Genomic DNA, 19,752 nt, shown 5'->3' on the forward strand with positions numbered 1-19,752 from the left:
CGTCCCGGCGTACGCCCTACCCTCGGTTTCATGACCACAGCGAGCCAGCGTGTCCTGATCATCGCGGCGGTCGTCCTCGTGCTGGGTGGCGGACTGGTGTGGCTGCTGACGAGCGTGCTCCGACCGCAGTCGCCGGCCGGTGGTGGTGGCACCAGCGCCGTCGACCTGCAGGGCTGGAAGCTCACGCTCCCCGTCGAGGGCGACAAGGGCAACGCCGAGGAGGTCGAGCCGGCCGCCGTGACCGATCCGTGGCTGACCGCGGGCCCGGACGGCAGCCTCACGTTCTGGGCACCGGCCGCAGGCGCCACCACCAAGAACTCCAAGAGCCCCCGCACCGAGCTCATCAGCCTCACCGACTTCTCCGCCGGCACCGACCAGCGCAGCCTGACCGCGTCGCTCTCGGTGGCCCAGGTGCCGTCCGACTCGAAGGACATCATCATCGGCCAGATCCACGGCTCCGACGACATCAAGTCGGTGCCGTACGTGATGCTCCACTACCGGAACGGGGACATCGAGGCGGAGGTCAAGCAGAAGCAGAAGGGGGACGAGAAGCAGACGTTCCCGCTGCTGTCCGGGGTGCCGCTGAACGAGCGGTTCGACTTCACGATCAGCGACGACGGCAACGGCTCGATGACGCTCAGCGCGACCCACGCCGGCACCACCCAGCAGGCCACCGCCCAGGTGCCCGAGGAGTTCCGCGGGGAGACCGTCCGCTTCCAGGTGGGCGACTACCAGCAGGCCGAGTCGGCCCAGGGCGACGACGACGGCGGCCGCGTCACCTTCTACGCGATCAACGAGCGCTGATCCGGCGGTAGCCCGCGGGCGCAGGCCACCACCGAGTCGGCGGCCTGCAGGCCGACCCGGCGCATCGCCTCGACGGTCTGCCCGCCGCAGTGCGGGGTCAGCGTGACGTCGGCGCGCAGCAGCGGGCTGCCGGCGGCGAGCGGTTCCTCGTCGAACACGTCCAGGCCCGCACCCGAGAGGAGCCCGCGGTCCAGCGCGTCGGCCAGCGCCGCCTCGTCGACCAGGCCGCCCCGTGAGGTGTTCACGAGCACCGCGCCGGGACGCACGCCGGCCAGCGCCCGTGCGTCGATCAACCCGCACGTGGCGGGCAGCAGCGGGACGTGCAGGGAGACGACGTCCGACGCCGCGAGCAGCTCCGGCAGCGGGACCAGCCGGACGTCGAGCTCGCGCGCCGCCCCTGCGTCGGCGGCCGGGTCGGTGGCCAGGACCGTCATGTCGAACGCGGCGGCCATCCGCGCCACCCGGCGGCCGATCTTCCCGAACCCGACCAGGCCCAGCACCTTCCCGTCGAGCTCGAGGCCGACGGCCGCCCGGCGCGCCTCGTCCCAGCGGCCCGCCCGCACGGCGGCGTCGGCGGTCGCGACCCGGCGCACGACGGCGAGGACGAGCGCGAACGCGTGCTCGGCCACCGAGACCGCGTTGGCGTCGGCGGTGACCGTGACGGCGACGCCGCGTTCGCGGGCCGCTGCCAGGTCGACGGTGTCGTACCCGGCCCCGTGGCGGGCGATGATCCGGAGGCGGGGTGCGGCCTCGATCCGCGCCCGGTCCATCCGCGCGCTGCGCAGGAGCACGGCGTCGACGCGCCCGGCCACCTCCTCCCACGGCACCCCGAGCGCGACGTCCCCCACCTCACGCAGCCGCGCGTACGCCGCGTCGTCGATGGGGCGGGGCACCCAGGTCAGCCAGTCCGTCATCGGATCGGCACCGCGTTCGCGGCCCGCTTGGCGACCTCGCCCGCGGCGATCTCCTCGGCGCGGGCCAGCACCCCGGCCGCCCGGTCGCGCGGGACGACGACGACCCCGTCGCGGTCGGCGACGACCGCGTCACCGGGGTGGACCACGACCCCGCCGATCGCCACCGCGTCCAGCAGCTCGAACGGGCCGGTCTTGAACGGGCCCGCGGGCGTCTGCCCGCGGCTGAACACCGGCATGCCGAGCTCCTCGAGCTCGGCGACGTCCCGTGCGGCGCCGTCGATGACGAACCCGGCCAGCCCCCTGGCCTTCGCCTTGATCCCGATCATCTCGCCGATCAGCGCCCTGGTCGTGGCGCCCTGCCCGTCGACCACCAGCACGTCACCCGGCGCCGTCACCTCGAGCGCCTCGTGAACGGCGAGGTTGTCGCCCTCCCGCGTCCACACGGTGAAGGCGGGGCCGGCCAGCGCGGCTCCCGGCCACCGCGCCTGGAGCGAATGGCCGACGCAGCCGCGCCTGCCCATCGCGTCGCTCAGGACCGCGGCGCCGAACCGGGAGAGTCGGGCGACGAGCTCGGGGTCGATCCGGGGGAACGAGGAGATCTCAGCCACCGTGACCCACCCTCCGCTCCGGCTGCCCGGTGTAGGCGGGCAGGCTCGTGCGCGGGATCGGGCCCTTGTTGCGCAGGCCCGACCCGCTCTCCTCCCACGCGTGGGCGAGCGCGCCGACGGACCGGGACAGGACGAACAGGCCCCGCCCCAGCTCGGGCGTGAAGCCGAGCTCGCTGAAGATCACCGCGGTGGCGCCGTCGATGTTCATCGGGATCGGGGCCAGCTGCCGCTCGATCTCCGTCGCCACCCGGTACGCGCGCCCGGCGACGACGCCGTCGGACACCGCCCGCTCGACCGCGGCCATGAGCGGGTCGCGCCGCGGGTCGACCGGGTGGAACCGGTGCCCGAACCCGGGTACGTGGATCCCCCGCGCCTTCAGGTCGGCGAGCGCGGCACGGACCGCGTCAAGCGCGTCATCGGCGTCGATGCGGGCGAGCAGCTCCATCAGCTGCTGCCCGGCCCCGCCGTGGACGTCCCCGAGCACGTTCACGGCGCTCGCCATCGCGTTGTTGATGCCGACGCCGCAGGTGGCGGCCATCCGGGCGATCGCGATCGCGGGCGACTGCGGGCCGTGGTCCACCCCCGCGACGAGCGCCCGTTCGAGCAGCCGAGCCTGCGCGGGCGACGGCAGGTCGCCGCGGAGCAGCAGCCAGACGACCTGGGCGAACGAGGCGTCCTCGATGAGGTCTGCGACCGGGTAGCCGCGGAGGCGGATCACGCCGGGGCTGATGTCGCTGATCGCGGTGGCCCACCAGCGGGACGCCGGGTCCTCGTCGTCCCTGGTGGCCTGTCTCGACATCAGATGACCCCTTCCTCGCGCAGCCGCGCGATCTCGTCGCCCGCACAGCCCAGGCCGGCCAGTACCTCGTCCGTGTGCTCGCCGAGGCGCGGCGGGCGCCGGTCCGGGGCCGACGGCGCACCGTCGACGTGCACCGGGCCGCCGAGCAGGCGCACGGTGCCGTCGTCCGCCGCGGGCGACGGCAGCTCGGCGACCAGTCCTCTCGCCCGCACCTGCTCGTTCGCCAGCGCGTCGGCGACGGAGACGACCGGCGCGGCCGGCACGCCCGACCCGAGCAGCGCCGCGTCCCACTCCTGCGCGGTCCGCTCGCGCAGCGACTTCTCCAGCTCCGCCCGCAGCACATCCCGGTTGAGCTTGCGCAGCTCCCGCGTGCGGAAGCGCGGGTCGTCCACCAGCTCGTCGCGCCCGAGCACCGCGCAGAGCGACTCCCACTGCTCCTGCTTGTTCGCCGCGATGTTGAGGGCGCCGTCGGCCGTGGCGAAGGTGCCCGACGGCGCGGCGGTGCGGTTCTCGTTGGCCATCACCGTGGGCGCCACCCCGGCGACGAGCTGGTCGGAGACGACCCACCCCATGGACGTCATGGCGGTCTCGAGCATGGAGACGTCCAGGAAGGCACCCTCGCCGGTGCGGGCCCTGCGCACGAGCGCGGCGTTCACGGCCATCGCCGCCGCCAGCCCGCCCATGGAGTCGCAGATCGGCGCGCCCACCCGCAGCGGCGCCGTCTCCGGGGTGCCGGTGACGCTCATCAGGCCGGACAGCCCCTGGATGATCTGGTCGTAGGCGGGGCGGGCCCGCATCGGGCCGGTCTGCCCGAACCCGGAGATGGCGCAGTAGACGATGCCGGGGTTGATCGAGCGCAGCGCGTCCCAGCCGAACCCGAGCCGCTCCATCACGCCGGGCCGGAAGTTCTCCAGGACGACGTCGGCGTCCCGCACGAGCCGGGTGAAGATCTCCGCGCCCCTGGGCGCCTTCAGGTCGAGGGTGACGGACCGCTTCGCCGAGTTCTGCGCCAGGAACGACACCCCGAGCAGCTCGTCGCTGAGGTCCGGGTCGGCCCCCAGCCTGCGGGCCAGGTCGCCCCCGCGCGGGTTCTCGACCTTGATGACGTCGGCGCCGAGCAGGGCGAGCTGGTAGCCGGCGTACGGACCGGCGAGCACGTTGGTGAGGTCGAGGACGGTGACGCCGTCCAGCAGCCTTCCGCTCACAGGAGCGCCTCCACGCTGCCGATACCGCGCTCCGAGAGCCGCTCCGCGGCCGCCCGCAGGCTCTCCAGCCCGGCGGCCAGGACGTCGCCGGTGAACCGGGAGCTCGGACCGCTCATGTTCAACGCCGCGATGACGCGCCCGTCCCTCCCCCTGATCGGTGCCGCCACCGCCGCCGCTCCCACCTCACGCTCGCCGTCCGACCGGGCCCAGCCCCGCTCCTCGGCGGCCGCCACCTCGCGCAGCAGCCGTCCCCGCGCCTCCTCGTCGAGGGGCAACCGCTCGACGAGCTGCGGCTTGGCGGTGAGCAGGACCTTGCTCGCCGCACCGGCCCAGAGCGGCATCGGCGCTCCCACCTCGATCACGTTCCGCACGGTGTGCCGGCCCTCGTGCTGGGCGATGGCGATCCGGTTCAGGTCCTGCCGGACGTAGACGCACACGGTCTCGCCGTGCTCGCGCACCAGCCGCGCCATGACGGCGTGCGTCTCCTCGTCGACGCGCCACAGGCCCTCGGCCGCCCGCACCCACGACAGCATCGCGGCCCCGAGCGAGTACTCCCCGTCCCGGACCGCCACGACCACGGAGCGCCGCTGCAGGTCGGCCAGCAGGCGCACGACGGTGGTCTTGGGCAGCCCGGTCTCCTGCACGATCTCGCGGAGCGGCAGCACCGGGGGCCGGCGCGTCAGCAGGTCGAGGATCCCGAACGCCCGCCCCACGCTGCGCACCTGTGGCTCGGCGGCGACTGACATGGCGGGGACGGTAACACGAAAAACCACCTCACGGTTTCGCTGGACCGCAGGATGGTTCGCTGTCTACAGTGTCGCCGCACGTCGCCGCCGCACGTCGCCAACCGCACGTCGCCAGCCGCACGTCACTGACGAAGGAGACAGGTATGACGTCGATCCCCACCCGGCTCACCCGGGCGGCCATCACGCTCGGGCTGGTGATCGCGGCCACGGCATGCAGTCCTCCCGGCTCGCCGGGCACCGGCAGCCAGGACGCGGGCACCTACCCGGCCGGGCCGGTCACCCTCCTGGTGCCGGCGGCCCCGGGTGGCGGGTGGGACTCCACGGCCCGCTCCCTGCAGCAGGTCATCACCGAGGGCCACCTGACGGACCAGCCGGTCGAGGTCGTCAACCGCGAGGGCGGCGGCGGGGCCACCGGGCTCGCCCAGCTCACCGGCCAGGACAGCGGTGACCCGAACACGCTGATGCTCGGCGGGCTCGTCATGGTCGGCGCCCTCGTGCAGGCCGACTCCCCGCTGAAGGTCACCGACGCCACCACCATCGCGACGCTGACCTCGGAGACCGAGGCGTTCGTCGTCCGAAAGGACTCCCCCTTCACCTCCATCAAGCAGGTGGTCGACGAGTACGCGGCCGACCCGTCGTCGGTGATCTTCGGGGGCGGCTCGGCCGGCGGTTCCGACCACATCGCCGCCGGCCTGCTGCTGAAGGCGGCGGGCCAGCAGCCGGCGGGGATGAAGTACGTGGGCTACGCCGGCGGCGGCGAGGCGACCGCGGGCATCCTCTCCGGCGACGTCGAGGTGGGCATCTCGGGCCTCTCGGAGTTCGCCGGCCAGATCGAGTCCGGCGACATGCGGCTGCTGGCCGTCAGCTCGGACAGCGGCGACGTCGCGGGCCGGCCGGCGCCGACGCTCCAGAGCGCCGGGTACGACGTCGACTTCGTCAACTGGCGGGCGCTCTTCGCCCCGCCCGGCATCTCCGACGAGCAGAAGGCGGCGATCACGGACTTCGTGAAGAAGATCCACGACAGCCCGCAGTGGTCGGACATCCTCGCCAAGCGCGGCTGGACCGACGACTTCCGCACCGGCGACGAGGCCGCGCAGTTCGTCGCCGCGCAGTCCGACACGGTCACCGGCACCCTCCAGGAGCTGGGGCTGTGACGAGCCCCGACGTCGAGGAGGGCACCCGGCCCGCGGCGTCATGGGCGCAGCTGGTGTTCGCCGCGGTGATCCTCCTGCTCGGTGTCCTCGTCCTCACCCAGGGCCTGGGCGTCCGCGGTGACCTGAGCCCGCAGGGCCCGCGCTTCTTCCCCACGGCTCTCGGCGTGCTCTGGCTCGTCCTCGGCGTGCTGTACCTGGCGAGCCGGATCCGGGCGGTCGCGAGCGGCACGCCGGACGAGAGCACCGAGCGGCTCGCGCACGTCAAGCGGCTGGCGGTCCTCGCGGTGCTGCTCGTGGCCTACGTGTACGTGCTCTACCCGCTCGGCTACGTCCTCAGCACGGCCCTCTTCTTCGTCGGGGCCGCCGCCGCGCTCGGGTCCGGCCACCACCGGCGGGACGTGGTCGTCGGTGTGCTGCTCAGCCTGGCGGTGTACCTCGTGTTCTCCCGGATGCTCGGGATCTCGCTGCCGCCGGGGGTGCTCCCCCTGTGATCCTCGACGACCTGCTGGGCGGCTTCGTCACCGTCCTGACGCCGGCCAACCTGCTGTTCGCCGCGCTCGGCGTCACCCTCGGCACCCTGGTCGGCGTGCTGCCCGGGATCGGCCCCGCGGTGACGATCGCCCTCCTGCTGCCGGTGACCTTCCGGATGGACGAGCCGGCCGGCGCGTTCATCCTGTTCGCGGGCATCTACTACGGCGCGATGTACGGCGGCTCCACCACGTCGATCCTGCTCAACACCCCGGGCGAGTCGGCGTCCGTCGCGACGGCCATGGAGGGCCACCTCATGGCGAAGGCCGGGCGCGCCCGGCAGGCGCTCGCCACGGCGGCCATCGGCTCCTTCGTCGCCGGCACGATCTCCACCCTGCTGCTCACCGTCGTCGCGGTGCCCCTGGGCAGGCTGGCCAGCACCGTCACCGCCGCGGACTACGCCGCGCTCATGGTGCTCTCGCTGGTCTCCGTCACCGCCCTCGTCGGGCGCTCGATGGTGCGCGGGCTCCTGTCCCTCGCGCTGGGCATGACGATCGGGATCATCGGCCTCGACGCCCTGTCCGGGCAGCCGCGGCTCACGTTCGGCCAGCCCGTGCTCTTCGACGGCATCGACGAGGTCACGCTGATCATCGGCCTGTACGCCATCGGCGAGACGCTCTACGTCCTGGTCAAGGGCCGCACCCGGCCCGGCCGCCTCGCCGAGCTGCCACCACCGGAGAAGGGCAGCATCGGGTGGATGAGCCGCGCCGAATGGCGCCGCTCCTGGGCGCCGTGGCTGCGCGGCGCCTCGTTCGGGTTCCCCTTCGGCGTCCTGCCATCCGGCGGGGCGGAGCTGCCGACGTTCCTCAGCTACAGCTACGAGAAGCGGTACTCGCGCGGCCGGGACGAGTTCGGCAAGGGCGCGATCGAAGGGGTCGCGGGCCCGGAGGCCGCCAACAACGCATCGTTCTCCGGCGTGCTCGTCCCGCTCCTCACCCTCGGGCTCCCGACCTCCGCGACGGCCGCCGTCCTGATCGCGGCCTTCCAGATCTTCAACCTCCAGCCGGGGCCCCAGCTGTTCGACACGTCCAGCGACCTGGTCTGGGCCCTGATCGCCTCGCTCTACATCGGCAACGTCATGCTGCTGGCCCTGAACCTGCCGCTCATCCGCGTGTGGGTGAAGGTCCTGCAGATCCCGCGGCCGGTCCTCTACGCGGGGATCCTCGTCTTCGCCACCCTGGGCGTCTTCTCGGTGTCCGGCAACCCGATCGACATCCTCATCGCCTACGGCATCGGCGCGATCGGGCTGGCCCTGAGGATGTACGGCTTCCCGATCGCCCCGGTGATCCTCGGCGCGATCCTCGGCCCCAACCTGGAGAGCCAGCTCCGCCGCGCCCTCACCGCATCCAACGGCGACTGGTCGGTGTTCGTCACCCGGCCGCTCTCGGCGATCATCCTCGTGCTCGCGCTCGCCGCGTTCCTGCTGCCGCACCTGCCCTGGCTGCTGGCCCGGGCCCGTGGCAGGCGGACCGAGGTCACCCGGCTGGCGGTGGGGGACGAGGACTGACGGCTCAGCTCGTCATCTCCATCTCCGGCTGCTGCACGCCGTCCTGCGGTGCCGTCAAGCCCGGAACCCGTTCGGGAACGAGTGCCACCGCGAGGCCGAGCACCAGCAGTGCGACGGTCACCGTGGTCGTGGCGACCCGGCGCCACGGCAGCAGCTTCTCCGCCGCGATGAAGGCGGCGATCACGACCATCCACGGAATGCTCATGATCCCGAGCGCGAACAACGACGCCATCAACGCCCAGCAGCAGCCGATGCACCAGATCCCGTGGCGGACGCCCATCCGGGCGGCACCCAGCGGACCCGGGCGCCAGTGCTCGAGCAGGAAGCCGAAGGGGCCGCGGCAGTGGCGCAGGCAGACGTCCTTCAGGGGCGTCAGCTGGTACACAGCGGCGGCGACGATCACGCCACCCGCCACGATCGGGCCGGACCGGTCCCAGCTCAGCGCATCGATCTGCACAACCCGTCCCGCCTGGAGGATCGCGAAGCCGACGAGACCGGCGGCGGTCCACGCAGCCAGGTAGCCGGCCAGGAGCAGGCCCGACCCCATCGGCACCCCGGCCTCCCCGCGCTCGCGGCGCGCGGCCTCCAACCGCCGGTACACGAGCACCGTCGGCCAGACCGACGGGAGCATCATCGCGGCCATCATCAGGATCCACATGCCGACGAAGAAGCCGATGGTGCCCGGATCGCCGCCCCCGTGGGTGCCCATCTGCAGCACCACGAGGACCCAGCACACCGCGGCGAGGGCAAGCAGCACCGAGATCGTCGGAAGCCGGCCCGACCGGACCGGGATCCGCGCCGCACGCATCTAGCCGGACCAGGCGAAGGGCGCGGAGAACCCGGACGTGCCTCCCTGGCTCCACTCGAGGCCGAGTACCCCGACCCGCGATCCCCCCTTCGCCACCGTGAGCTCGCTGCCCGCGGGGTGGAAGACGTCGACGAGCCGCGCGGGCGTCCCGCTCTCGACCCCGAACGGGACGACGTCGTCGACCTCCACCTCGAGCGCGTCTCCGGCGGTCAGCCGGTGGTGCCCGTTCCCCTCGTCGAAGTCGATGCGCATCCGCTCCACGCCGAGCACCTCGCCGACCAGCGGCGCGAGCGCCTCCATCGGGCCACCCAGCTCACCGCCGAACACCGCACCCAGCTTCTGGAGCTGCTCGTCGCTGGCCCGTTCGTCCACCACGAGCGCGAGCTTCCAGTTGCCCTCGCTCATCACCTGCGGGGCGTCGGCCACGACGACCACGGTCACGTCACCGACGTCGACGCCCTCGACATCGCCGGAGTCCACGTGGAAGGCGAGCACCGCGTTGCACCGCTCCTTGTCCGCGCCCGCGTCGAGCGAGACGGTGCACGGGCACGGCATGTCGCACGAGCAGTTCTCGAAGTAGCGACCGCGAATGGACCAGGCCATGTCGGCCCCCTCTCGAACGGGGGCAGCAAGTCTGGTCCGGTGATGTTGACCGGTCAACCCGATCGCCGCGCACGATGCGCGGCGCCGCCAGGAGGCCTTGGGCCAGGAGCGGCCCCGACAGCGGCGGAGTTCATCCACTAGAAGGACCGCTCAGCGCAGCACCGGCTCCAGCGGGAACTCCACCCCGTCCACCGGCGGCTCGGGCATCGTCCCGGAGCCGTCGGGCAGGGGCACGGCGGCGAGGAGCGCCTGGGTGTAGGGGTGCCGCGGGTCCTCCCAGATGGTGCGTGCGGGCCCGGACTCGACGATCCGCCCGCGGTACATCACGGCCAGCCGGTCGGCGATCAGCCGCACGACGGTCAGGTCGTGCGAGATGAACAGCAGGCCCGCACCGGCGTCGACGGCGAGGTCGCGCATGAGCGCCGCGATGATCGCCTGGGTCGAGGCGTCGAGCGCCGAGATCGGCTCGTCGCCGATCAGCAGGTCGGGGCGGGCGGCCAGGGCCCTGGCGATCGCGATCCGCTGGCGCTGCCCGCCGGAGAACTCGTGCGGGTAACGGCGGGCCGCCGCGCGGTCCAGCCCGACGCGCTCCAGCCACCACCCCGGCTCGGACCCCTCCGCGCCACGGGCGATGGCCGCGCGCGCGCCGTCACCGATCTGGGTGCCGACCGGCCTGCGCGGGTGCAGCGAGCCGTACGGGTCCTGGAACACCATCTGGATGCGGGTCAGCTCCACCGGGCGGCGCCGCAGCCCGAGTGGCGCGACCGGACGGCCGTCGAACGTCACCGTGCCCGCGGCCGGCCGGACGAGGCCGCAGATCGCGCGCGCCACCGTCGACTTGCCGCACCCCGACTCGCCGACCAGCCCCAGCACCTCGCCCGCGCCCACGGCCAGGTCGATGCCGTCGACGGCGCGCACCGGCGGCCGGCCGCGGTAGACCACCTCCAGGCCGCTGACCTCGAGCAGGGTCACGACTCCTCCAGCGCGCGCACGTCGTCGAGGGAGCGGACGCCACTTGCCGCGCCGGGCAGGCTCGCGAGCAGCGACGCCGTGTAGGGGTGCGCGGGCGCGGTGAACACCTGGTGGCGCTCCCCGTTCTCCACGACCTCGCCGTCGCGCATCACGGCCACCCGGTCGGCCACCGCGCTCATCACGCCGAGGTCGTGCGTCACCAGCAGCACCGCCAGGCCCATCTCGCGGGCCAGGTCGCGCAGCAGGTGCAGCACGCCGGCCTGCACCGTGACGTCGAGCGCTGTGGTCGGCTCGTCGGCGATGAGCACGGACGGGGAGCAGGCCAGCGCGATGGCGATCGCGATGCGCTGGCGCTGCCCGCCGGAGAACTGGTGCGCGAAGCGGCGCAGGGCGTCCGCGGGGTCCGGGATCCGCACCCGTTCGAGCAGCTCGCCGGCGCGGGCGCGGGCCGCCGCCCGGTCGAGCCGCAGGTGGTGGCGCAGGTGGTCGGTGAGCTGCGCACCGATCGACAGCATCGGGTGCAGGCTCGTCGACGGGTCCTGGAACACCATCGCGATCTCGGTGCCGCGCAGACCGCCCAGCTGCCGCGGCGTGAGCCCGAGCAGGTCGCGGCCGCCGTACGTGATCGTGCCCCCGACCCGCGAACGCGCCGGCAGGAGGCCCATCACGGCCAGCCCGGTCATCGTCTTGCCCGAACCCGACTCGCCCGCGAGGCCCTGGATCCGGCCCGCCTCCAGGTCGAGGTCCACGCCGCGCAGGATCTCGGCGTCGCCGATGCGCAGCGTGAGTCCGCTGATCCGGAGGGCGCTCACCGCGTCTCCGCCTTGCCCAGCTCGCCCGCCGTGCGCGGGTCGAGGGCGTCGCGCAGCGCGTCGCCCAGGAAGTTGAACGCCATCACCACGGTCAGGATCGCGAGCCCGGGGAAGACGCCCAGCCACCACGAGTCGAAGTTCTGGATCGCCGTCGCCACCATGGACCCCCACTCCGCGGTGGGCGGTTTCGCGCCCAGCCCGAGGAACGACAGCCCGGCGAGCAGCAGCGTCGCCGTGCCGATGTCCAGGCTGGCGAGGATCAGCACCGGCCCGATGACCATCGGGACGATGTCGGTGCCCAGCGAGCGCAGCGGTGAGAAGCCGAGCAGCCGGTCGGCCAGCACGTAGTCGGCCTCCCGTATCCCGACCACCAGCCCCCGCGTGACGCGCGCGTACGCGGGCCACGACACGACGAGCGCCGCCAGCACCGCGTTGAGAAGGCTCGCGCCCAGCGACGCGGCGACGACCATCGCCAGGATGACGGTCGGGAACGCCATCACGAGGTCGGTCAGGCGCATCACGGTCTCGCCGACCCAGCGCCCGAAGAACCCGGCCGCGAGCCCGAGCACACCGCCGATCACCACGGACAGCCCGACGAGCAGGATCGCCAGTGGCATCGTCACGCGGGCGCCGGCCAGCACGCGGGTGAACACGTCCCGGCCGAGCTCGTCGGTGCCGAACCAGTGGGCGACGCCGGGCGCCTCCAGGCGCGGGAAGTCCTGGACCAACGGGTCGTACGGCCACAGCGCCGGACCCAGCACGGCGATCAGGACCCACACCAGCGCCACCGCAGCACCGGTGACGCCCAGCGGCGTGCGCCAGGCCTGCGGGATGCGGATCCTCATCGCACCCGCACCCGCGGGTCGATCGCCCCGTACAGCAGGTCGACGACCAGGTTGATCACCAGGTAGATGATCCCGACGAGCAGCCCGACGCCCATCACGGCCGGCAGGTCGAGGTGCGAGGCGGCCTGGTAGGCGTAGGACCCGAGCCCGGGCCACGCGAAGATCTCCTCCACCAGCACGGTGCCCGACAGCAGCGCGCCGAACGCCAGGCCGACGACGGTCAGGATCGGCACCATCGCCGCCCGGAGCACGTACCGGAAGAGCACGGTCCGGCCCGGCAGGCCCTTGGCGCGCGCCGACCGCACGTAGTCCTGCTCCAGCACCTCCAGCACGGCGGAGCGCGTGAACCGGGTGAGCAGGCCGACCGTGTAGAGCGTCAGCACCAGCGTGGGCAGCATCAGGTGGGCCAGCGCGTCGCCGAACGTCTCCCACTCCCCGGCCAGCAGGGAATCCAGCGTGTAGAGGCCGGTGACGTGCGGGGGCGCGGTGGTGGCGGGCGCGAGGCGGCCCGAGCCGGGCGCGAGGTCCAACTGGAACGAGAAGACGTAGAACGCGACCAGCGCGAGCCAGAACGTCGGCACCGAGATCCCGACCAGCGACACCACCCTCAGCGCGCTGTCGGCGAGCTGCCCGCGCCGCACGGCCGCGACCACGCCGAACCCGACGCCGATCAGCACCGACAGCACGATCGCCCCGATCGCGATCTCCAGCGTGGCCGGCACCGCCGACTGCAGGTCGGTGAGCACCGGCCGGTGCGTCTGCTGCGACTCCCCGAGATCGCCGCGCACCAGGTTGCCCAGGTAGGTCGCGTACTGGACGGGCAGCGGCCGGTCGAGCCCGTAGTGCGCCCGGTACGCCGCGACGGTCGCCGGGTTCTCCGCCGCGCGCTGCCCGAGGTTGGCCGCGACGGGGTCGCCGGGCACCAGGTTCGTCAGCAGGAACGTCACCAGCGTGACGCCGATGATCAGCAGCGCCGACACTCCGAGCCGCCGCAGCAGGTAACGGGCGAGCGGGCTACCCCTACGCACCACCGGCCGCACCGACGGCCCCGAGGTCCAGCGTCCAGATCGGGTTGTAGGCGGCACCGGTCACCGACTTGGCGGTGACGACGTTCGTGGCCGGCTGGACGAGCGGGATGAACGGCCCGCCCGCGTTCAGGCTGCGCTGGAACTCCTGGTACAGCCGGGCGCGCTCCGCCGGGTCGACGGCCGCGGCGGCGGCCTTCGCGGCCGCATCGATGTCGGGAGCGGCGCTCGCGGGCCAGTTCGCGCGCTTGCCGATCAGCCCGTCGGGGGCGAAGGCCAGGTAGTTGGACGGGTCCGGGAAGTCGGGCCCCCAGTACCAGAGCCCGATCTGCTCCTTGCCGCCCCGGTAGTTGTCCAGCTCGGTGGCGACGGGCGCGGGCGCCAGCTCGACGGTGATGCCCGCCGCGGCGAGCTGCGCCTGCAACCGCTCGGCAAGGGTCTGGAAGCTCAGCCCGAGGAGCGTGAAGTCGCTCGGGTAGGCGAGCTTCGGCGGCGGCCCGCCGACGCCGCTCGCGGCCAGCGCCGCGGTGGCGCCCGCGAGATCCTGCTGCGGGGCATCCTCCGCCGGGAGGGAGCCCGCGATCATCGTGGGGATCATGCCGGCCGGCTGCACCGACCCCGCGCCCGCGACCTGCAGCAGGCCCGCGTAGTCGATGGCCTTCCTCACGGCCGAGACGTACTGCGGGTTGCTCGTCGTGGCGGAGACGTCCGCGCCCTGGTTGAGGAACAGGAAGATCGTGTACGCCGACGCCCCGCTGGTGACGGTCAGCTCGCCCTCGTCGAGCCCCTCCACCTGGTCGCCGGAGAGGTCGAGCGCGACCTGCGAGTCGCCCTTCTGGACGTTCAGCACCTGGGTGGCGGCCTGCACGTTGCGGATCACGATGTTCTCGTAGGCGGGCTTCGCGGGCCCGTTGTACGCGGGGTTCCGCCTGAGCACCGCCTGGCTGGCGACGTCGAGCGACTCGAGCGTGTAGGGCCCGGACCCCGCGGACGTCGTGTTGAGGAACTTCTCGGCGCCGTCCTGGTCGTCGGTGGTGCCACCGTTCGCCGTCACGACCTTCGAGTTGACGACCGACAGCGCCGGGTTGGGCAGGATGAACGGGAGGGCCGCGTTCGGTCCGGCGCTGGTCAGCACCACGGTCGTCTCGTCCTTCTTCGCGACCGTCACGCCGTCGAGCAGGAAGGACGGGTTGCCCTTCATGCCGATCACCCGCTGCAGGGAGAACACCACGTCGTCGGCGGTGACCGGGCTGCCGTCGGAGAACACCCGGCCCGGGGCCAGCGTCAACGTCAGCGTCTTGGCATCGGGGGACAGCTCGTAGGAGGACGCGAGGCCGGGCGCCGGGGTGGCGAGGTCGTCGCCGGTGAACGTCAGCAGCGTCTCGTACATCCCGTGGGTGAGCATCTGCCCGGTGAGCTCGTACTCGCGACCGGGGTCGACGGTCTTCAGGTCGAACGTCGAGTCGATCACCAGCGTCGGTCCGGAGCCCGATCCGCCTCCCGACCCGCCCGACCCGCAGGCCGCCACCGCGAGCACGACCGCCGCCACGGCCGCGATGAGCGCCACGGAACGCCTCGCACCGAACATGTGCACCTCCCCGGTTCGGGCGTATCTTGCCCGGCCCGTCCTCACGCCAGCACGGCGACCACCGCGAACAGGACCGGCACGCTGACCACCGTCGTGCTCAGCGCCGCGTCCCGCCCGAGCACCTCGCCCTGCTCGAACCGCACCGCGTAGCCGAAGACGTTCTGCGCGGTCGGGAGCGCCGCGCAGACCACCACCGCGAGCAACGCGTGCCCCTGCAGCCCGAGCAGCAGGCCGACGAGCAGCGCCAGCACCGGGTGGACGATGCACTTGAGCAGCAGCACGGTGGCCAGCAAGGGCGCGGTGTCCCCCGCCCCCGGTCGCTTCGCGCCGCACAGCGAGATCCCGAACGCGAGCAGCATCCCGGGCACGGCGAGGTCCGAGATCAGTTCGATCGGGGCGATCAGCGGTGCCGGCGGGACCAGCCCCGTCGCCGACACGGCGATCCCCGCGCCCGTGGCGAGCGCGATCGGGTTGCGCAGCGGCGCGCTCACCATTCGCAGGAGCGACGGCCGGGCGCCGTCGGCCCGCTCCGACAGCACCCCGAGCACCGTGGTGAAGAACGGGGTCAGGACCGCCAGCTGGAACACCAGCACCGGGACGGCCTCGGTGACGTTCCCCAGTGCGTAGGTGGCGATCGGCAGCCCGAGGTTCCCCGCGTTCACGTAGCCGCTCGCCATCGCCCCCACTGCGGTCTCCCCCGCCGGCCGGCGGCGCAGCAGCCCGACCGGCAGGTACAGCAGGCACGCCAGCACGCTGGTCACGGCCGTGACGACCAGCCCCTCGGAGAACACGGCCGCCACGTCCGTGCGGGCGAGCGTGCTGAACAGCAGCGCGGGGGACGCGACGAAGAACGCCGCCCGCGACAGCACCTGGGTGGCGGCCGGCCCGAGCACCCCCGCCCGCCCGACGAGGTAGCCGACCGCGACGACGGCCCCGATCACGACGAATGCGTCGACTACCCCGTTCACGCCACAGTCACGTGTGACCAGGTTAGAGCTGTGACGCAGGCCGCATGGCTCCGCAGGGGCGTGCCGAGCGGCTCAGCTGGTCCTCTCCAGCTGCCGCACCAGGTACTCCCACACAGCCGCCACGGCCTTGTCGTGGTAGATGTGCTCCCGCTTGGCCACCGACTCCTCGCGATCCGACCAGGTCGGCCACCCGCCGGCCGTGTGGGTGAGGATCTGCTGCTCGCAGGCGCGTTCGAGCAGCACCGCCGCCACGGTGGCCTCCTCCAGCGTCTCCCCCACCGTGACGATGCCGTGGTTGACGAGGAACATCGCCCGGGCGTCGCCGAGGGTCCCGGCCACCGCGCGGCCCAGTTCGGGGGTGAGGACGAGGTCGGCGGTGGCGGTGAAGCGGGGCACCTCCGGCGGTACGAAGGCGTTGGCGGCGTGGCTGACCGGCCGCAGCGGCTGCCCGGTCGCCGCGAGCGCCACGGCGTGCGGCGGGTGGGTGTGCACGACGGCGCCGACGTCGGGGCGCGCGGCCATGATCTCGGTGTGGATCGGGTACTCGCTGTGGCGCACGCCCACGCCGCCGCGGACGACGCCGTCGGCGTCCACCAGGTGCACCCGCTCCGGCGTGACCTCGCCGAGGCCCCACTCGGCCGACTTGATCCACACGCCCACGCCGCCGGGGTCCCGCACGGAGGCGTGGCCCCAGATCAGGTCGTCGTGCCCGGCGGCCGCGAGGATCCGGGACGCGGTCGCGACGAGCTCCGACGGGCTCATGCGAGCCCGCTCGGCAGGATGAACAGCAGCCAGGTGAACACCGGCGCCGTGACGGCCATGCTCAGCCCCCAGGTCAGCATCGTGCGGAACAGCGCCGGGCGCTCGGCCTCCGGCGCGTTGGCCAGCGTCAGCGCGCCGACCGACGAGAACGGCGTCGAGTCGACCACCGTCGCCGAGATCGCCAACGCTGTGATCATGGCGCTCACCCCTATCTCACCCTGGACGAGGAACGGCACCGCGAGCGGGATGAGCACCCCGAGCAGCCCGGCGCTGGAGGCGAACGCGGAGGTGAACGCCCCCACCACGCAGAGCAGGAACCCGATCAGGAGCGGCGCGCCCAGCCCGGCGATGGCGCCACCGATCGCATCGATGGTGCCCCAGCGCTGCATCGCCCCGACGAGCGTGACGACACCGCAGATCAGCAGGACCACCGACCACACGATCTGCCGGTCGGCCTTCGCGAACCGCTCCGGGAACAGCAGGTGCAGCAGCGCGGCCGCGATCAGCGCCATGAACCCGATCTCGAAGTTGAACACGAGCGCGCCGATCGCCACCGCGACCATGACGACGAGCGTCGTCACCTGGTCGACCCGCAGCGGGGTGCGGGTGGACTCGCGCACGGCCACCCCGCCGCCACTGGTGGGAACCGCGTCCCCCTCGGGCACCTCGACGCCGCGCTCCCGCCACAGCTTCCGCCCGCCGAACAGCAGGAAGATCACGACGGCGAGCACGATGTTGTAGGCGGCGTTGCCGAAGAACAGCCCCGCGGCCGACACCGACAGGCCGTTGTGGGCCAGCGCCTGGCGCACGATCACCGCCAGGCCGTTGAGCGGCGAGAAGTTCCCGAGGCACGAGCCGTGCATCACCATCAGCGCGGACATGCGCCGGTCGATCCCGTAGCGCTCGCCGAGCCGCAGGCACAGCGGCGCGAGCATCGCGACCCCGGCCGGGCCCAGCGCGCCCGCGGTGGTCGGCACCGCCGAGAACACGAAGATCAGCCACGGCACGAGCACCGGACGGTCGCCGAGCAGCCCGACGGCGCGGTCGATGAGCCACTCGATCGTCCCGTTCACGGCCGCGAGGCCGAAGAGGTACGTCACGCCGACGAGCAGGACGAACAGGTCGGGCGGGAACCCCGAGAGCAGCTCCTTCACGCTCTCGCCCGCGACGAGCGTGCCGATCAGGAACGTGGCGATCAGCGCGAGCACGCCGATGCTGACCGGCCGCAGCGTGCCGATGACGAAGACGAGGACGAGGGCCACAACCCCGATGACGTGGATGGACACGGCAGCTCCCCTTCGAGCCTGCGGCGTGCTTTCTCTGCTTTGCGGAAGGACCTTCTTCTATTCACCCGGTCGTGTCAAGTCGTGGCCGGTCGTGTCCGTTTTGTCACCCGGCAGCCGCGCGAGCTCGTGCCGCCACGCCGTGGCGGTGGTGAACGCGGCCCCGAGGTCCGGCAGTTCCGCCATGTCGGCCTCCGGGAGGTCGGCGAGCGTGCCGCCCGCGCTCACGACCCGCAGCGCCAGCCGGGCCAGCCCGTCGACGGCGATGGCCTGCAGCACGGCCCGTTCGACGCCCGCCGCGGCGCTCGTGAGCCCGTGCGCGCGGAGCACGACCACCGGCCGCTCCCCCATCGACTCCACCATCTCCGCCGCGAGCCGCCGGTTCCGGATGAGCACCCCGCGCGGGTGGACTGGCACCCCGCCGGCCGCGAGGCGGGTGCCGGGGATGTCGAACGCGCCGACGATCGGGCGGATCGCGATCCCGGCGAGATCGGCGGCGACGACGTCCGGCGGGTGCGCGTGCACCACGGCGTCGACGTCCGGGCGGCGCCGCAGCACCTCGGTGTGCAGCGGGAGCTCGTTCGGCGGGGCGTACCCGCCGTCGAGCTCGCCCGGCGCGCCGGGCTGCCCGTCGAGGTCGACGAGGCGGACGTCGGCGACGGTGGTGAAGGCGAGGCCACGCTCGGCGGGCCCGCGGCAGCGGACGAGCAGGCGCCGCTCGTCGACGCGCAGGCTGACGTGGCCGAGGATGCCGTCGGACAGGCCCCGGGCGGCGAGCACCCGGCACGCCTGCGCGATCAACATCCGCAGTGGAGCGAGCTCTGCACTCATGCGACCGCGATCCCCCCGTCGGAGTGCACGACGCCGCCGGTGATGGCGCGCGAGCGGTCCGAGGCGAGGAACACGTAGCTCCAGGCGTGGTCGGCCCCGGACAGCGCGACCCGCAGCGGCACCCTGGCGGCCAGCTCGGCCTCCCGGTTCGGGGCCGCGCCCAGGCTGCGGGTGTCGAGGCCGAGGCTGCGCAGGCCGCGCAGGTCGGTGCCCACGGTGCCGCCGGGCGCGACGGCGTTGACCCGGATCCCGGGCGCCAGCTCGTGGGCGAGCGCGGTGACCAGGCCGCGCACCGCGAACTTGGACGACACGTACAGCACCCCGCCCCGGCCCGGGTGGTAGGCCGACGTGGACTCGGTGAGCACGACCGCGCCCCCGCTCTCCCGCAGTGCCGGCAGCGCCGCCTTCACCGCGTGCAGCTGGCTCTTCACGTTCACCGCGAACATCTCGTCGAACGCCTCGTCGAGACCATCGGCGGGGAGCTCGCCGAGGCCCCGGTAGAAGTCGAACACGCCCACGCAGTTGACCAGCACGTCCAGGCCGCCGAACGCCGACACCGCGGCAGCGACCGCTTCCTCGTTGGCGGCGCGCGTGGTCGCGTCGCCGCGGACGACCGGGATCTCCGCCCCGAGCGCGCGGCACTTCGCCTCGTCCCGCTCCAGCGCGGCGACCCGGGCGCCCTCGGCGCGGAACGCGTCGACCACGGCCCGCCCGATGCCGGACCCGGCGCCGACGACGAGCGCCCGGCGCCCGTCCAACCAGCCCGTCACTCGTCCTCCTCCGGGATCAGCGGCCCGTACGGATTGCCGATCATCGCCGAGAACGTCTGCGGGTTCTGCCAGGTCAACGCCTCGGCCTCCAGCGGGCAGAGCGTCACCCACTGCCCGGACTTCGGCGACTCGATGAGCAGCCGCGCGCCGTTGCGGGTCTCGACCCGCGACACCCGCACCTCGGCGAACTCGTTGGCGATCACGATCGCCTCCTGCCCGC

General features: G+C 73.2%; 22 protein-coding genes. 4 read left to right on the top strand and 18 right to left on the bottom strand.

Annotation, left to right across the window (positions count from 1 at the left end; genetic code table 11):
- Positions 1 to 30 precede the first annotated feature (30 nt).
- The gene (locus ABEA81_RS33355; RefSeq protein ID WP_345610702.1) at positions 31 to 804 is read left to right on the top strand and encodes a polysaccharide lyase family 7 protein; all 774 of its coding nucleotides are present in this window, start codon (positions 31 to 33) and stop codon (positions 802 to 804) included.
- On the opposite strand, the gene ABEA81_RS33360 is transcribed toward ABEA81_RS33355, so the two are convergent.
- The 5 genes from ABEA81_RS33360 to ABEA81_RS33380 are packed head-to-tail and all read right to left on the bottom strand — an operon-like array spanning position 783 to position 5,076.
- On the bottom strand, positions 783 to 1,718 hold the full coding sequence (locus tag ABEA81_RS33360; protein WP_345610704.1) for a hydroxyacid dehydrogenase: 936 nt from the start codon (positions 1,716 to 1,718) through the stop codon (positions 783 to 785). The two genes, ABEA81_RS33355 and ABEA81_RS33360, sit on opposite strands and share 22 nt — an antisense overlap.
- Positions 1,715 to 2,326 carry an RraA family protein gene (locus ABEA81_RS33365; protein WP_345610706.1) on the bottom strand — a complete coding sequence of 204 codons (612 nt, stop codon included), beginning with the start codon at positions 2,324 to 2,326 and terminating at the stop codon, positions 1,715 to 1,717. Before ABEA81_RS33365 ends, ABEA81_RS33360 begins: the two co-directional genes overlap by 4 nt.
- A complete protein-coding gene (locus ABEA81_RS33370; protein ID WP_345610707.1) occupies positions 2,319 to 3,125 on the bottom strand; it encodes a citryl-CoA lyase in 807 nt (268 codons plus the stop codon). Before ABEA81_RS33370 ends, ABEA81_RS33365 begins: the two co-directional genes overlap by 8 nt.
- Positions 3,125 to 4,330, bottom strand: coding sequence for a CaiB/BaiF CoA transferase family protein (locus ABEA81_RS33375; protein ID WP_345610709.1), 1,206 nt, complete (start codon positions 4,328 to 4,330; stop codon positions 3,125 to 3,127). The genes ABEA81_RS33370 and ABEA81_RS33375 overlap by 1 nt, the downstream gene beginning before the upstream one ends.
- The gene (locus ABEA81_RS33380; RefSeq protein WP_345610711.1) at positions 4,327 to 5,076 is read right to left on the bottom strand and encodes an IclR family transcriptional regulator; all 750 of its coding nucleotides are present in this window, start codon (positions 5,074 to 5,076) and stop codon (positions 4,327 to 4,329) included. The genes ABEA81_RS33375 and ABEA81_RS33380 overlap by 4 nt, the downstream gene beginning before the upstream one ends.
- A 143-nt stretch (positions 5,077 to 5,219) precedes the next feature.
- On the opposite strand from ABEA81_RS33380, the gene ABEA81_RS33385 reads away from it, so the two are divergent.
- From ABEA81_RS33385 to ABEA81_RS33395, 3 genes are read left to right on the top strand one after another with little or no spacing between them, the layout of a single operon-like run.
- Positions 5,220 to 6,230, top strand: a complete 1,011-nt coding sequence (locus tag ABEA81_RS33385) for a Bug family tripartite tricarboxylate transporter substrate binding protein (RefSeq protein WP_345610712.1) — start codon at positions 5,220 to 5,222, stop codon at positions 6,228 to 6,230.
- Positions 6,227 to 6,721, top strand: coding sequence for a tripartite tricarboxylate transporter TctB family protein (locus tag ABEA81_RS33390; protein ID WP_345610713.1), 495 nt, complete (start codon positions 6,227 to 6,229; stop codon positions 6,719 to 6,721). Before ABEA81_RS33385 ends, ABEA81_RS33390 begins: the two co-directional genes overlap by 4 nt.
- On the top strand, positions 6,718 to 8,265 hold the full coding sequence (locus ABEA81_RS33395; RefSeq protein ID WP_345610714.1) for a tripartite tricarboxylate transporter permease: 1,548 nt from the start codon (positions 6,718 to 6,720) through the stop codon (positions 8,263 to 8,265). The genes ABEA81_RS33390 and ABEA81_RS33395 overlap by 4 nt, the downstream gene beginning before the upstream one ends.
- 4 nt (positions 8,266 to 8,269) lie before the next feature.
- Here the strand turns inward: ABEA81_RS33395 and ABEA81_RS33400 are convergent, their stop codons facing one another.
- The 13 genes from ABEA81_RS33400 to ABEA81_RS33460 all read right to left on the bottom strand — a co-directional run bounded on the left by ABEA81_RS33400 (position 8,270) and on the right by ABEA81_RS33460 (position 19,735).
- Entirely contained in the window at positions 8,270 to 9,073 is an 804-nt protein-coding gene (locus ABEA81_RS33400; protein ID WP_345610715.1) for a DUF2182 domain-containing protein, read from the bottom strand.
- On the bottom strand, positions 9,074 to 9,676 hold the full coding sequence (locus ABEA81_RS33405) for a DUF1326 domain-containing protein (protein WP_345610716.1): 603 nt from the start codon (positions 9,674 to 9,676) through the stop codon (positions 9,074 to 9,076). It lies immediately after the preceding gene.
- 150 nt (positions 9,677 to 9,826) lie between these two features.
- Positions 9,827 to 10,648 carry an ABC transporter ATP-binding protein gene (locus tag ABEA81_RS33410; RefSeq protein ID WP_345610717.1) on the bottom strand — a complete coding sequence of 274 codons (822 nt, stop codon included), beginning with the start codon at positions 10,646 to 10,648 and terminating at the stop codon, positions 9,827 to 9,829.
- A complete protein-coding gene (locus ABEA81_RS33415) occupies positions 10,645 to 11,460 on the bottom strand; it encodes an ABC transporter ATP-binding protein (protein WP_345610718.1) in 816 nt (271 codons plus the stop codon). The genes ABEA81_RS33410 and ABEA81_RS33415 overlap by 4 nt, the downstream gene beginning before the upstream one ends.
- Positions 11,457 to 12,305: an ABC transporter permease gene (locus ABEA81_RS33420; RefSeq protein ID WP_345610720.1), complete on the bottom strand. Its 849-nt coding sequence runs from the start codon at positions 12,303 to 12,305 to the stop codon at positions 11,457 to 11,459. The genes ABEA81_RS33415 and ABEA81_RS33420 overlap by 4 nt, the downstream gene beginning before the upstream one ends.
- Positions 12,302 to 13,333, bottom strand: a complete 1,032-nt coding sequence (locus ABEA81_RS33425) for an ABC transporter permease (RefSeq protein ID WP_345610721.1) — start codon at positions 13,331 to 13,333, stop codon at positions 12,302 to 12,304. The genes ABEA81_RS33420 and ABEA81_RS33425 overlap by 4 nt, the downstream gene beginning before the upstream one ends.
- The gene (locus tag ABEA81_RS33430; RefSeq protein ID WP_345610722.1) at positions 13,326 to 14,918 is read right to left on the bottom strand and encodes an ABC transporter substrate-binding protein; all 1,593 of its coding nucleotides are present in this window, start codon (positions 14,916 to 14,918) and stop codon (positions 13,326 to 13,328) included. The genes ABEA81_RS33425 and ABEA81_RS33430 overlap by 8 nt, the downstream gene beginning before the upstream one ends.
- 41 nt (positions 14,919 to 14,959) lie before the next feature.
- Positions 14,960 to 15,886: an AEC family transporter gene (locus ABEA81_RS33435; RefSeq protein ID WP_345610724.1), complete on the bottom strand. Its 927-nt coding sequence runs from the start codon at positions 15,884 to 15,886 to the stop codon at positions 14,960 to 14,962.
- Positions 15,887 to 15,958: 72 nt separating this feature from the next.
- Positions 15,959 to 16,648 carry a class II aldolase/adducin family protein gene (locus ABEA81_RS33440; protein ID WP_345610725.1) on the bottom strand — a complete coding sequence of 230 codons (690 nt, stop codon included), beginning with the start codon at positions 16,646 to 16,648 and terminating at the stop codon, positions 15,959 to 15,961.
- On the bottom strand, positions 16,645 to 17,934 hold the full coding sequence (locus ABEA81_RS33445) for an SLC13 family permease (protein ID WP_345610727.1): 1,290 nt from the start codon (positions 17,932 to 17,934) through the stop codon (positions 16,645 to 16,647). The genes ABEA81_RS33440 and ABEA81_RS33445 overlap by 4 nt, the downstream gene beginning before the upstream one ends.
- 57 nt (positions 17,935 to 17,991) lie before the next feature.
- Entirely contained in the window at positions 17,992 to 18,762 is a 771-nt protein-coding gene (locus ABEA81_RS33450) for a class II aldolase/adducin family protein (protein WP_345610729.1), read from the bottom strand.
- Positions 18,759 to 19,532: a 3-(cis-5,6-dihydroxycyclohexa-1,3-dien-1-yl)propanoate dehydrogenase gene (gene hcaB / locus ABEA81_RS33455; RefSeq protein ID WP_345610731.1), complete on the bottom strand. Its 774-nt coding sequence runs from the start codon at positions 19,530 to 19,532 to the stop codon at positions 18,759 to 18,761. Before hcaB ends, ABEA81_RS33450 begins: the two co-directional genes overlap by 4 nt.
- Entirely contained in the window at positions 19,529 to 19,735 is a 207-nt protein-coding gene (locus tag ABEA81_RS33460) for a hypothetical protein (protein ID WP_345610732.1), read from the bottom strand. The genes hcaB and ABEA81_RS33460 overlap by 4 nt, the downstream gene beginning before the upstream one ends.
- Positions 19,736 to 19,752: the final 17 nt, after the last annotated feature.

The organism is Pseudonocardia adelaidensis (assembly GCF_039543345.1).
In the GTDB taxonomy this organism is placed as follows: Bacteria; Actinomycetota; Actinomycetes; order Mycobacteriales; family Pseudonocardiaceae; genus Pseudonocardia; species Pseudonocardia adelaidensis.